At 61.7% G+C, this 12,510-nt stretch carries 11 protein-coding genes; all 11 read left to right on the top strand.

Translation table 11 applies throughout. From position 1 onward, the window contains the following. Window positions 1-577 precede the first annotated feature (577 nt). Window positions 578-991, top strand: a complete 414-nt coding sequence (locus VQ575_RS09790; protein ID WP_030141323.1) for an NADH-quinone oxidoreductase subunit A — start codon at window positions 578-580, stop codon at window positions 989-991. Window positions 992-1,001: 10 nt separating this feature from the next. Further along, window positions 1,002-1,676 carry a NuoB/complex I 20 kDa subunit family protein gene (locus tag VQ575_RS09785; RefSeq protein WP_039592874.1) on the top strand — a complete coding sequence of 225 codons (675 nt, stop codon included), beginning with the start codon at window positions 1,002-1,004 and terminating at the stop codon, window positions 1,674-1,676. 72 nt (window positions 1,677-1,748) lie between these two features. Beyond that, window positions 1,749-3,530 carry an NADH-quinone oxidoreductase subunit C/D gene (gene nuoC / locus VQ575_RS09780; protein ID WP_039592873.1) on the top strand — a complete coding sequence of 594 codons (1,782 nt, stop codon included), beginning with the start codon at window positions 1,749-1,751 and terminating at the stop codon, window positions 3,528-3,530. A 2-nt stretch (window positions 3,531-3,532) separates the two neighbouring features. Continuing rightward, window positions 3,533-4,030, top strand: coding sequence for an NADH-quinone oxidoreductase subunit NuoE (gene nuoE / locus VQ575_RS09775; protein WP_039592872.1), 498 nt, complete (start codon window positions 3,533-3,535; stop codon window positions 4,028-4,030). Next, the gene (nuoF, locus tag VQ575_RS09770; protein ID WP_039592871.1) at window positions 4,027-5,385 is read left to right on the top strand and encodes an NADH-quinone oxidoreductase subunit NuoF; all 1,359 of its coding nucleotides are present in this window, start codon (window positions 4,027-4,029) and stop codon (window positions 5,383-5,385) included. Before nuoE ends, nuoF begins: the two co-directional genes overlap by 4 nt. A 140-nt stretch (window positions 5,386-5,525) precedes the next feature. After that, a complete protein-coding gene (gene nuoG, locus VQ575_RS09765) occupies window positions 5,526-8,240 on the top strand; it encodes an NADH-quinone oxidoreductase subunit NuoG (RefSeq protein WP_198723398.1) in 2,715 nt (904 codons plus the stop codon). Next, complete coding sequence (gene nuoH / locus VQ575_RS09760) at window positions 8,237-9,244, top strand: NADH-quinone oxidoreductase subunit NuoH (RefSeq protein WP_039592869.1); 1,008 nt, start codon at window positions 8,237-8,239, stop codon at window positions 9,242-9,244. The genes nuoG and nuoH overlap by 4 nt, the downstream gene beginning before the upstream one ends. An 11-nt stretch (window positions 9,245-9,255) precedes the next feature. Then, the gene (gene nuoI / locus VQ575_RS09755; RefSeq protein WP_024779320.1) at window positions 9,256-9,804 is read left to right on the top strand and encodes an NADH-quinone oxidoreductase subunit NuoI; all 549 of its coding nucleotides are present in this window, start codon (window positions 9,256-9,258) and stop codon (window positions 9,802-9,804) included. A 9-nt stretch (window positions 9,805-9,813) separates the two neighbouring features. Next, a complete protein-coding gene (gene nuoJ / locus VQ575_RS09750; protein ID WP_039592868.1) occupies window positions 9,814-10,314 on the top strand; it encodes an NADH-quinone oxidoreductase subunit J in 501 nt (166 codons plus the stop codon). Window positions 10,315-10,318: 4 nt separating this feature from the next. Continuing rightward, window positions 10,319-10,627, top strand: a complete 309-nt coding sequence (nuoK, locus tag VQ575_RS09745; protein WP_003180046.1) for an NADH-quinone oxidoreductase subunit NuoK — start codon at window positions 10,319-10,321, stop codon at window positions 10,625-10,627. Then, window positions 10,624-12,477 (top strand): NADH-quinone oxidoreductase subunit L, encoded by a 1,854-nt coding sequence (gene nuoL, locus VQ575_RS09740; protein WP_198723396.1) that lies wholly within the window; start codon window positions 10,624-10,626, stop codon window positions 12,475-12,477. The genes nuoK and nuoL overlap by 4 nt, the downstream gene beginning before the upstream one ends. The last annotated feature ends 33 nt before the right edge of the window (window positions 12,478-12,510 follow it).

Raw genomic sequence — 12,510 nt, 5'->3', positions numbered from 1 at the left:
TAGCCTAATCACATATTGATATAGATGATTAGACGAATGAGGCATAAAGATAGCCATTTGACATCAATCCTTCAAGGGAAGAGTCGACGTTGCATGACGGCGGCGAATGACAGCCCGCCTTGCGGATCCAAGCTCCACCGCGTACGTCGCTCAAGAAAGTTTCGTGCAATAAATAGAAAATTGATCGAACGCAGTGTTGGGCTGTCTGAAAAGGAGTAAAACGTGCGGCGCTGACAATTGCAGTAGCGACGATGTTAGGAAGGCCCTCCTGCACTACATTAAGTGCACCGTGGAACGGTCACCACAGATAATAATAATTATCATTTGAAAGGCATTATCATTGTTACATTCCCCACGAAATATTATTGATGAACAGACGCCCAGCCCCTACCAGGCCTGGGTTGCAGAGCCTTGGAGGCGTGCTATGTCCTTATTCCAATAAATAATTTCACCATAGGAATTTTACTTGCCCGGTGTTTAGCCATAAAATCACCGCGATTGATTGCTGCGACATATCGTCACTGCGTTATTTCTTTTCAAGCTCAGAGACCTTTGCTCTCTGTTAAGGATTTCCAGCATGCCCGAAGCGACAGGACTCATGGCCCACAACTGGGGCTTTGCCATTTTCCTTCTGGGTGTCGTCGGCCTGTGTGCCTTCATGCTCGGCGTGTCGAGCCTGCTCGGGTCAAAAGCCTGGGGCCGCAGCAAAAATGAACCGTTCGAGTCCGGCATGCTGCCTACCGGTGGCGCCCGCTTGCGGCTCTCAGCCAAATTCTATCTGGTCGCGATGCTCTTCGTGATCTTCGATATCGAAGCCCTCTTTCTCTTTGCCTGGTCTGTGTCCGTCCGCGAAAGCGGCTGGACCGGATTTGTCGAAGCTCTCGTTTTCATAGCAATTCTGTTGGCAGGTCTTGTCTACCTTTACCGGGTGGGGGCTCTTGATTGGGCTCCGGAAGCTCGGCGCAAGCGGCAAGCGAAGCTGAAACAATGAGGCTTTGGCAATGCAATACAATCTCACCAGGATCGACCCCGATGCTCCTAACGAGCAGTATCCGATCGGCAAGCGGGAAACCGTCGCCGATCCGTTAGAAGATCAAGTCCACAAGAACATCTTCATGGGCAAGCTCGAAGACGTGCTGAACAGTACGGTCAACTGGGGTCGCAAGAACTCCCTGTGGCCGTACAACTTCGGCCTTTCGTGCTGCTACGTGGAAATGACCACCGCCTTCACGGCGCCCCACGACATCGCGCGCTTTGGCGCCGAGGTGATCCGGGCATCGCCGCGCCAGGCGGATTTCATGGTTATCGCCGGTACGCCGTTCCTGAAAATGGCCCCCATCATCCAGCGACTGTACGAACAGATGCTGGAGCCCAAGTGGGTCATTTCCATGGGCGCCTGTGCCAACTCCGGCGGCATGTACGACATTTATTCCGTGGTCCAGGGAGTCGACAAGTTCCTCCCGGTGGATGTCTATGTGCCCGGCTGCCCGCCCCGCCCCGAAGCTTTCTTGCAAGGCCTGATGTTGCTGCAGGAATCCATCGGCCAGGAGCGTCGCCCACTGTCCTGGGTCGTCGGTGATCAAGGCGTCTATCGCGCCGACATGCCGTCGCAAAAGGAACAGCGCCGCGAACAGCGAATCGCAGTCACCAATCTGCGCAGCCCCGACGAAGTCTGATCCAGCTCTGTTCTTTAGAAGAAACGAGAACCTGGCTTCATTCTTTACGTTGACCGAAAGCGATAAATAACCATGACTACAGGCAGTGCTCTGTACATCCCGCCTTACAAGGCAGACGACCAGGATGTGGTCGTCGAACTGAACAATCGTTTTGGCGCAGAGGCGTTCACCGCCCAGTCGACCCGCACCGGCATGCCGGTGCTTTGGGTTGCCCGCGCCAAGCTCATCGAGGTCCTGACGTTCCTGCGCAACCTGCCCAAGCCGTACGTCATGCTCTATGACCTGCATGGCGTGGACGAGCGTCTGCGCACCAAGCGCCAGGGCTTGCCAGGTGCCGACTTCACCGTGTTCTACCACCTGTTGTCGGTAGAGCGTAATAGTGACGTGATGATCAAGGTCGCCTTGTCCGAGAGCGACCTCAGCGTGCCGACCGTGACCGGCATCTGGCCGAACGCCAACTGGTACGAACGTGAAGTCTGGGACATGTTCGGCATCGATTTCCCCGGCCACCCGCACCTGACGCGCATCATGATGCCGCCGACATGGGAAGGTCACCCGTTGCGCAAGGACTTCCCAGCCCGCGCCACCGAGTTCGACCCGTACAGCCTGACCCTGGCCAAGCAGCAGCTCGAAGAAGAGTCCGCGCGCTTCAAGCCTGAAGACTGGGGCATGAAGCGCTCCGGCGCCAACGAGGACTACATGTTCCTCAACCTGGGCCCGAACCACCCTTCGGCCCACGGTGCCTTCCGCATCATCCTGCAACTGGACGGTGAAGAGATCGTCGATTGCGTCCCGGACATCGGCTACCACCACCGTGGCGCCGAGAAGATGGGCGAGCGCCAGTCCTGGCACAGCTACATTCCCTACACCGACCGCATCGACTACCTCGGCGGGGTGATGAACAACCTGCCGTACGTCCTGTCGGTGGAAAAACTGGCGGGCATCACGGTGCCGGACCGCGTCAACGTGATTCGCATCATGATGGCCGAGTTCTTCCGTATCACCAGCCACCTGCTGTTCCTGGGGACCTACATCCAGGACGTGGGCGCCATGACGCCGGTGTTCTTCACCTTCACCGACCGCCAGAAAGCCTACACGGTGATCGAAGCAATCACCGGCTTCCGCCTGCACCCGGCCTGGTACCGCATCGGCGGCGTGGCCCACGACCTGCCGCGCGGCTGGGAAAAGCTGGTCAAGGATTTCGTCGAGTGGATGCCCAAGCGCCTGGACGAATACACCAAGGCCGCCTTGCAGAACAGCATCCTCAAGGGCCGTACCGTCGGCGTTGCCGCCTACAACACCAAGGAAGCGCTGGAATGGGGCGTCACCGGCCCAAGCCTGCGCGCCACCGGCCTGGACTTCGACCTGCGCAAGGCGCGCCCGTACTCCGGCTACGAGAACTTCGAGTTCGAAGTCCCGCTGGCGTCCAGCGGCGATGCCTATGACCGCTGCCTGGTTCGCGTCGAGGAGATGCGCCAGAGCGTCAAGATCATCGAGCAGTGCATGCGCAACATGCCGGAAGGCCCGTACAAGGCGGACCACCCGCTGACCACGCCGCCACCGAAGGAACGCACGCTGCAGCACATCGAGACCCTGATCACGCACTTCCTGCAAGTTTCGTGGGGCCCGGTCATGCCGGCCAACGAATCCTTCCAGATGATCGAAGCGACCAAGGGCATCAATAGTTATTACCTGACGAGCGACGGCGGCACCATGAGCTACCGCACCCGGATTCGCACCCCAAGCTACCCGCACCTGCAGCAGATCCCTTCGGTGATCAAAGGCAGCATGGTCGCGGACTTGATCGCGTACCTGGGTAGTATCGATTTCGTTATGGCCGACGTGGACCGCTAAGCATGAACAGCACGCTTATCCAGACTGACCGTTTCGCCTTGAGCGAAACCGAGCGCTCGGCCATCGAGCACGAGCTGCACCACTACGAAGACCCGCGCGCGGCGTCGATCGAAGCCCTGAAGATCGTCCAGAAGGAACGTGGCTGGGTGCCTGACGGCGCGCTCTACGCCATTGGCGAGATCCTGGGTATCCCGGCCAGCGACGTCGAAGGCGTCGCGACGTTCTACAGCCAGATTTTCCGCCAGCCAGTGGGCCGCCACATCATTCGCGTCTGCGACAGCATGGTCTGCTACATCGGCGGCCACGAGTCGGTGGTCGGCGAGCTCCAGAACAAGCTGGGCATCGGCCTGGGCCAGACCACCGCCGACGGCCGCTTCACCCTGCTGCCGGTGTGCTGCCTGGGCAACTGCGACAAGGCGCCGGCGCTGATGATCGATGACGACACCTTTGGTGACGTCAAGCCGGACGGCGTCGCCAAACTGCTGGAGGGCTACGTATGACCCTGACTTCCTTCGGGCCCGCCAACCGCATCCAGCGTTCGGCCGAAACCCATCCCCTGACCTGGCGTCTGCGTGACGACGGCGAAGCGGTATGGCTGGACGAATACCAGGCGAAGAACGGCTATGCCGCCGCGCGCAAGGCGTTCGCCGACATGGCCGCCGATGACATCGTCCAGACCGTGAAAGACTCCGGCCTCAAGGGCCGTGGCGGTGCGGGCTTCCCCACCGGCGTGAAGTGGGGCCTGATGCCCAAGGACGAATCCATCAACATCCGCTACCTGCTGTGCAACGCGGACGAGATGGAACCCAACACCTGGAAAGACCGCATGCTGATGGAGCAACTGCCCCATCTGCTGATCGAAGGCATGCTGATCAGTGCCCGTGCGTTGAAGACCTACCGTGGCTACATCTTCCTGCGTGGCGAATACACCACCGCCGCCAAGCACTTGAACCGTGCCGTGGAAGAAGCCAAGGCCGCGGGGCTGCTGGGCAAGAACATCCTGGGCAGCGGCTTCGATTTCGAGCTGTTCGTCCACACCGGCGCCGGGCGCTACATCTGCGGTGAAGAAACCGCGCTGATCAACTCCCTGGAAGGCCGCCGCGCCAACCCACGCTCCAAGCCGCCCTTCCCTGCCGCCGTGGGCGTGTGGGGCAAGCCGACTTGCGTGAACAACGTCGAGACCCTGTGCAACGTGCCGGCGATCATCGCCGACGGCGTGGACTGGTACAAATCCCTGGCCCGCGACGGTAGCGAAGACATGGGCACCAAGCTCATGGGCTTTTCCGGCAAGGTCAAGAACCCTGGCCTGTGGGAGCTGCCCTTCGGCGTCACCGCTCGCGAGCTGTTCGAGGACTATGCCGGCGGCATGCGCGACGGCTACAAGCTCAAGTGCTGGCAGCCCGGCGGCGCCGGCACCGGTTTCCTGTTGCCGGAACACCTGGACGCACAAATGTACGCCGGCGGCATCGCCAAGGTGGGCACCCGGATGGGTACCGGCCTGGCAATGGCGGTGGACGACAGCGTCAACATGGTCTCCCTGCTGCGCAATATGGAACAGTTTTTCTCGCGCGAATCCTGCGGGTTCTGCACCCCTTGCCGCGATGGCCTACCCTGGAGCGTCAAGCTCCTGATGGCCATCGAGAAAGGCCAAGGCCAACCCGGCGACATCGAGACCCTGCTGGGCCTGGTGGGTTTCCTCGGCCCAGGCAAGACCTTCTGTGCTCACGCACCGGGTGCCGTGGAGCCATTGGGCAGCGCAATCAAATACTTCCGCCCTGAATTCGAGGCCGGTATCGCGCCAACCCGCGCGGACAACCTCAATCAGGTGGTCACGCCGACCATGGTCGGCGCGTAACGACGCTTAAAAAGGCGAAGGGTCCGTGCCCTTCGCCTTTCGTTCGATGACGCCTTTACCGAGGCTGTTTGGATTCGGACGAATGACAAGATTCCATTAGCCACGCCCGCTGACACCGGGCCAACGAAGAACTTTGAACCATGGCCACTATCCACGTAGACGGCAAAGAGCTCGAAGTCGATGGCGCAGACAACCTGTTACAGGCTTGTCTGTCGCTGGGCCTCGACATCCCTTATTTCTGCTGGCACCCCGCCCTTGGCAGCGTTGGCGCTTGTCGCCAGTGCGCGGTCAAGCAGTACACCGACGAGAACGACAAGCGTGGTCGGATCGTCATGTCCTGCATGACCCCCGCCACCGACGGCAGCTGGATCTCCATCGATGACGAAGAAGCGAAAGTGTTTCGCGCCAGCGTCGTCGAATGGCTGATGACCAACCACCCTCACGACTGCCCGGTCTGTGAGGAAGGCGGCCATTGCCATCTGCAAGACATGACCGTGATGACCGGCCACAACGAGCGCCGTTATCGCTTCACCAAGCGCACCCACCAGAACCAGGACCTCGGCCCGTTCATTTCCCACGAGATGAACCGCTGCATCGCCTGCTACCGTTGCGTGCGTTTCTACAAGGACTACGCCGGCGGCACCGACCTGGGTGTGTTCGGTGCCCACGACAACGTGTACTTCGGTCGCGTTGAAGACGGCACCCTGGAAAGCGAGTTCTCCGGCAACCTCACCGAGGTCTGCCCGACCGGTGTGTTCACCGACAAGACGCACTCCGAGCGTTACAACCGCAAATGGGACATGCAGTTCTCGCCGAGCATCTGCCATGGCTGCTCCAGCGGTTGCAACATCAGCCCGGGCGAGCGCTACGGCGAACTGCGCCGCATCGAAAACCGCTACAACGGTTCGGTGAACCAGTACTTCCTGTGCGACCGCGGCCGTTTCGGCTATGGCTACGTCAATCGCAAGGACCGCCCGCGCCAGCCGCTGCTGGCCGATGGCACCAAGCTGAGCCTGGACGAGGCCCTGGACAAGGCCGCCGAACTGCTGCGCGGACGCAACATCGTCGGCATCGGCTCGCCTCGCGCCAGCCTGGAAAGCAACTACGCCCTGCGTGAACTGGTCGGCGCCGAGCACTTCTACAGTGGCATCGAAGCCGGCGAGCTGGAACGCATCCGCCTGGTGCTGCAAGTGCTCAAGGACAGCCCGCTGCCCGTGCCGACGATGCGCGACATCGAAGACCATGACGCGGTGTTCGTCCTTGGCGAAGACCTGACCCAGACCGCCGCCCGTATGGCCCTGGCCCTGCGCCAGTCGGTCAAGGGCAAGGCCGAGGACATGGCCGACGCCATGCGCGTCCAACCATGGCTCGACGCCGCCGTGAAGAACATCGGCCAGCACGCGCTGAACCCGTTGTTCATCGCCAGCCTCGCTGAAACCAAGCTCGACGATGTGGCCGAAGAATGCGTCCACGCCGCCCCCGACGACCTGGCGCGTATCGGTTTCGCCGTGGCCCACGCCCTGGACGCCAGCGCCCCGGCCGTCGACGGCCTGGACAGCGAAGCAGCCTCCCTCGCCCAACGCATCGCCGACGCCCTGCTGGCGGCCAAGCGCCCACTGATCATCGCCGGTACCTCCCTGGGTTCCAAGGCACTGATCGAGGCCGCTGCCAACATTGCCAAGGCCTTGAAGCTGCGCGACAAGAACGGCTCCATCAGCCTGGTCGTGCCTGAAGCCAACAGCCTCGGCCTGGCCATGCTCGGTGGCGAATCGGTCGATGCAGCCCTGCAAGCCGTGATCGACGGCAGCGCCGACGCCATCGTGGTGCTGGAGAACGATCTGTTCACCCGCACTGACAAGGCCAAGGTCGATGCTGCGCTGAACGCCGCCAAGGTCGTGATCGTCGCCGACCACCAGAAAACCGCTACCACCGACCGCGCCGACCTGGTGCTGCCGGCGGCGAGCTTCGCCGAAGGCGACGGTACGCTGGTCAGCCAGGAAGGTCGCGCCCAGCGGTTCTTCCAGGTTTTCGACCCGCAATACCTGGACGCCAGCATCCTGGTCCACGAAGGCTGGCGCTGGCTGCACGCCCTGCGCGCCACCCTGCTGGACCAGCCGATCGACTGGACGCAACTGGACCACGTCACCGCCGCCGTTGCTTCGAGCAGCCCGCAACTGGCCGGTGTGGTCGACGCCGCGCCGTCCGCCGCGTTCCGCATCAAAGGCCTGAAGCTGGCGCGCGAACCGCTGCGCTACTCCGGTCGTACCGCGATGCGCGCCAACATCAGCGTCCATGAACCGCGTACCCCGCAGGACAAGGACACCGCGTTCGCCTTCTCCATGGAAGGCTACTCGGGCTCTGCCGAACCGCGCTCGCAAGTGCCGTTCGCCTGGTCGCCGGGCTGGAACTCGCCACAAGCCTGGAACAAGTTCCAGGACGAAGTCGGCGGTCACCTGCGCGCCGGTGATCCGGGCACTCGCCTGATCGAAAGCCAGGGCGATGGCCTGGGCTGGTTCGCCAGTGTTCCGCGGGCCTTCAATCCGGCACCGGGCACCTGGCAGGTCGTGCCGTTCCATCACCTGTTCGGCAGTGAGGAGAACTCCTCCCGGGCCGAACCGGTACAGGAACGCATCCCGGCCGCCTACGTGTCGCTGGCCAAGTCCGAAGCCGATCGCCTGGGCGTCAACGACGGTGCCCTGCTGAGCCTGAACGTGGCCGGCCAGACCCTGCGCCTGCCGCTGCGCATCAATGAAGAACTGGGCGCCGGCCTGGTGGCCCTGCCGGCTGGCCTGGCGGGTATTCCACCGGCTATTTTCGGCAAAACCGTCGACGGTCTGCAGGAGGCAGCGCAATGAGCTGGTTCACCCCTGAAGTGATCGCCGTGATCCTGACGGTCCTCAAGGCCATCGTGGTCTTGCTGGCCGTGGTGGTGTGCGGCGCGTTGCTGAGTTTCGTCGAGCGTCGCCTGCTGGGCTGGTGGCAGGACCGCTACGGTCCGAACCGCGTCGGCCCGTTCGGCATGTTCCAGATCGCCGCCGACATGGTGAAGATGTTCTTCAAGGAAGACTGGACGCCACCGTTCGCCGACAAGGTGATCTTCACCCTGGCACCGGTCGTGGCCATGAGCGCCTTGCTGATCGCCTTCGCGGTCATCCCGATCACCCCGACCTGGGGCGTGGCGGACCTGAACATCGGCCTGCTGTTCTTCTTCGCCATGGCCGGCCTGTCGGTGTACGCGGTGTTGTTCGCCGGTTGGTCGAGCAACAACAAGTTCGCCCTGCTCGGCAGCCTGCGGGCTTCGGCCCAGACCGTGTCCTATGAAGTGTTCATGGGCCTGTCGCTGATGGGCATCGTGATCCAGGCCGGTTCGTTCAACATGCGCGACATCGTCGAGTACCAGGCGCAGAACCTGTGGTTCATCATTCCGCAGTTCTTCGGCTTCTGTACGTTCTTCATCGCTGGCGTGGCCGTGACTCACCGTCACCCCTTCGACCAGCCGGAAGCGGAACAGGAACTGGCCGACGGTTACCACATTGAATATGCCGGCATGAAATGGGGCATGTTCTTCGTTGGCGAGTACATCGGCATCATCCTGATCTCGGCATTGCTGGTGACGTTGTTCTTCGGTGGCTGGCACGGTCCGTTCGGCATCCTGCCGCAACTGTCCTTCGTGTGGTTCGCCCTGAAGACCGCGTTCTTCATCATGCTGTTCGTCCTGCTGCGCGCCTCGATCCCGCGCCCACGCTACGACCAGGTGATGGACTTCAGCTGGAAATTCTGCCTGCCGCTGACCCTGATCAACATGCTGGTGACCGCTGCGATCGTTTTGATGAACGCGCCTGCGGCCGCGGTTCAGTGAGGATTTGACCCATGTTCAAATATATTGGCGACATCGTTAAGGGTACCGGTACCCAACTGCGAAGCCTGGTCATGATCTTCGGCCATGGCTTTCGCAAGCGCGACACCCTGCAATACCCGGAAGAACCGGTCTACCTGGCGCCGCGTTATCGCGGGCGCATCGTCCTGACCCGCGACCCCGACGGCGAAGAGCGCTGCGTAGCCTGTAACCTCTGCGCCGTGGCGTGCCCGGTGGGCTGCATCTCCCTGCAGAAAGCCGAGACCGAAGACGGTCGCTGGTACCCGGACTTCTTCCGCATCAACTTCTCGCGCTGCATTTTCTGCGGCTTGTGCGAGGAAGCGTGCCCGACCACCGCGATCCAGCTCACGCCGGATTTCGAAATGGCTGACTTCAAGCGTCAGGACCTGGTGTACGAGAAAGAAGACCTGCTGATTTCCGGTCCCGGTAAAAACCCTGATTACAACTTCTATCGTGTTGCAGGTATGGCCATTGCCGGTAAGCCGAAAGGCGCCGCGCAGAACGAAGCCGAACCGATCAACGTGAAGAGCTTGCTGCCTTAAGGAAGAAAGATGGAATTCGCTTTCTATTTCGCATCGGGTATCGCGGTGGTCTCCACACTTCGTGTGGTCACCAACACCAACCCCGTGCACGCCCTGCTCTACCTGATCATTTCGCTGATCGCCGTGGCCATGACCTTCTTCGCCCTCGGCGCACCGTTCGCCGGTGCCCTGGAAGTGATCGCCTACGCCGGCGCCATCATGGTGCTGTTCGTGTTCGTGGTGATGATGCTCAACCTCGGCCCGGCGGCAATCCAACAGGAACGCGCCTGGCTCAAGCCCGGCATCTGGGCGGGGCCGGTGATTCTCTCCGCCCTGCTGCTGGGTGAACTGCTGTATGTGCTGTTCGCCCACCAGAGCGGCCAGGCCATCGGCCACACCACCGTAGACGCCAAGGCCGTGGGCATCAGCCTGTTCGGCCCGTACCTGCTGGTGGTCGAACTCGCCTCGATGCTGCTGCTTGCCGCAGTCGTCACGGCGTTCCATTTGGGCCGTAACGAGGCGAAGGAGTAATCACATGCCTGCTATCCCTCTCGAACATGGTCTGGCGGTCGCCGGCATCCTGTTCTGTCTCGGTCTGGTCGGCCTGATGGTCCGCCGCAACATTCTGTTCGTGCTGATGAGCCTGGAGGTGATGATGAATGCCTCCGCCCTGGCCTTCATCGTCGCGGGCGCTCGCTGGGCGCAACCGGATGGACAGATCATGTTCATCCTGGTGATCAGCCTGGCAGCCGCCGAGGCCAGTATCGGCCTGGCGATCCTGTTGCAGCTGTATCGCCGCTTCCACACTCTCGATATTGACGCTGCCAGCGAGATGCGCGGATGAACCTTCTTTTCCTGACTTTCATATTTCCCCTCATCGGTTTCCTGCTGCTGTCGTTCTCCCGTGGACGTTGGTCGGAAAACCTTTCGGCGCTGGTTGGCGTGGGTTCCATCGGCCTGTCCGCCATCGTCACGGCCTACGTGATCTGGCAATTCAACGTCGCGCCGCCGGAAGGTGGCGCGTACGTGCAGGTGCTGTGGCAGTGGATGGCGGTGGAAGGCTTCACGCCTAACTTCGCCCTCTACCTGGACGGCCTGTCGGTGACCATGCTTGGCGTGGTGGTCGGCGTGGGTTTCCTGATCCACCTGTTCGCCTCCTGGTACATGCGCGGTGAAGCCGGTTATTCGCGTTTCTTCGCCTACACCAACCTGTTCATCGCCAGCATGCTGTTCCTGGTGCTCGGCGATAACCTGTTGTTCCTGTATTTCGGCTGGGAAGGCGTGGGCCTGTGCTCGTACCTGTTGATCGGTTTCTACTACAGCAACCGCAACAACGGTAACGCCGCACTCAAGGCCTTCATCGTGACCCGGATCGGCGACGTGTTCATGGCCATCGGCCTGTTCATCCTGTTCCAGCAACTGGGTACGCTGAATATCCAGGAACTGCTGGTCAAGGCACCCGAGCACTTCAAGGTCGGTGACTTCTGGATCGTCCTGGCGACCCTGATGCTGCTGGGCGGCGCCGTCGGTAAATCCGCACAACTGCCGCTGCAAACCTGGTTGGCGGACGCGATGGCCGGCCCTACCCCGGTCTCGGCACTGATCCACGCCGCGACCATGGTAACGGCGGGCGTCTACCTGATCGCCCGTACCCACGGCCTGTTCGCCCTGGCGCCGGACATCCTGCACCTGGTCGGCATCGTCGGCGGCGTGACCCTGGTATTGGCCGGTTTTGCCGCCCTGGTACAAACCGACATCAAGCGCATCCTCGCCTACTCGACCATGAGCCAGATCGGCTACATGTTCCTGGCCCTGGGCGTCGGTGCCTGGGAAGGCGCGATCTTCCACCTGATGACCCACGCCTTCTTCAAGGCCCTGCTGTTCCTTGCCTCCGGTGCAGTGATCGTTGCCTGCCACCACGAGCAGAACATCTTCAAGATGGGCGGCCTGTGGAAGAAACTGCCGTTGGCCTACGCCAGCTTCATCGTTGGCGGCGCGGCCCTGGCGGCCCTGCCACTGGTCACCGCCGGTTTCTACTCCAAGGACGAGATCCTTTGGGAAGCGTTCGCCAGCGGTAACCAGGGTCTGCTCTATGCAGGCCTGGTGGGGGCGTTCATGACCTCGCTGTACACCTTCCGCCTGATCTTCATCGCGTTCCACGGTGAAGCCAAGACCGAAGCCCACGCCGGCCACGGCATCGCCCATTGGCTGCCGCTGTCGGTGCTGATCGTGCTGTCGACCTTCGTCGGCGCCATGATCACTCCACCGCTGGCCGATGTGCTGCCGCAAAGCGTCGGCCATGCCGGCGGCGAAGCCAAGCACAGCCTGGAAATCGCCTCGGGCGCCATCGCCCTGGCGGGTATCCTGCTGGCCGCCCTGTTGTTCCTGGGCAAGCGTCGCTTCGTCACGGCAATCGCCAACAGCGGCATCGGGCGTTTCCTTTCGGCCTGGTGGTTCGCTGCCTGGGGCTTCGATTGGATCTACGACAAACTGTTCGTCAAGCCATACCTTGCGATCAGCCACATTCTGCGCAAAGACCCGCTCGACCAGACCATTGGCCTGATCCCGCGCATGGCCAAGGGCGGCCACACTGCCCTGAGCCGTACCGAGACCGGTCAACTGCGTTGGTATGCGGCTTCCATGGCGGCTGGCGCCGTGCTGGTTATCGGCGCCATCGTGCTGGTAGCGGTCTGATATGAACCTTGCGAACTTGCGAAAGGAAACGAG

Source organism: Pseudomonas frederiksbergensis (genome assembly GCF_035751725.1).
In the GTDB taxonomy this organism is placed as follows: domain Bacteria; phylum Pseudomonadota; class Gammaproteobacteria; order Pseudomonadales; family Pseudomonadaceae; genus Aquipseudomonas; species Aquipseudomonas frederiksbergensis_A.
Note: the sequence above shows the minus strand (reverse complement) of the source record. Positions and strands in the feature narration are given on the sequence as shown.

Bases quoted from the DNA above. Each gene is read 5' to 3' on its own strand.
- nuoF (WP_039592871.1), top strand. From the start codon at position 4,027: ATGACCCTGACTTCCTTCGGGCCCGCCAACCGCATCCAGCGTTCGGCC.
- nuoC (WP_039592873.1), top strand. From the start codon at position 1,749: ATGACTACAGGCAGTGCTCTGTACATCCCGCCTTACAAGGCAGACGAC.
- VQ575_RS09790 (WP_030141323.1), top strand. From the start codon at position 578: ATGCCCGAAGCGACAGGACTCATGGCCCACAACTGGGGCTTTGCCATT.
- nuoE (WP_039592872.1), top strand. From the start codon at position 3,533: ATGAACAGCACGCTTATCCAGACTGACCGTTTCGCCTTGAGCGAAACC.
- nuoJ (WP_039592868.1), top strand. From the start codon at position 9,814: ATGGAATTCGCTTTCTATTTCGCATCGGGTATCGCGGTGGTCTCCACA.
- VQ575_RS09785 (WP_039592874.1), top strand. From the start codon at position 1,002: ATGCAATACAATCTCACCAGGATCGACCCCGATGCTCCTAACGAGCAG.
- nuoL (WP_198723396.1), top strand. From the start codon at position 10,624: ATGAACCTTCTTTTCCTGACTTTCATATTTCCCCTCATCGGTTTCCTG.
- nuoI (WP_024779320.1), top strand. From the start codon at position 9,256: ATGTTCAAATATATTGGCGACATCGTTAAGGGTACCGGTACCCAACTG.
- nuoG (WP_198723398.1), top strand. From the start codon at position 5,526: ATGGCCACTATCCACGTAGACGGCAAAGAGCTCGAAGTCGATGGCGCA.
- nuoH (WP_039592869.1), top strand. From the start codon at position 8,237: ATGAGCTGGTTCACCCCTGAAGTGATCGCCGTGATCCTGACGGTCCTC.
- nuoK (WP_003180046.1), top strand. From the start codon at position 10,319: ATGCCTGCTATCCCTCTCGAACATGGTCTGGCGGTCGCCGGCATCCTG.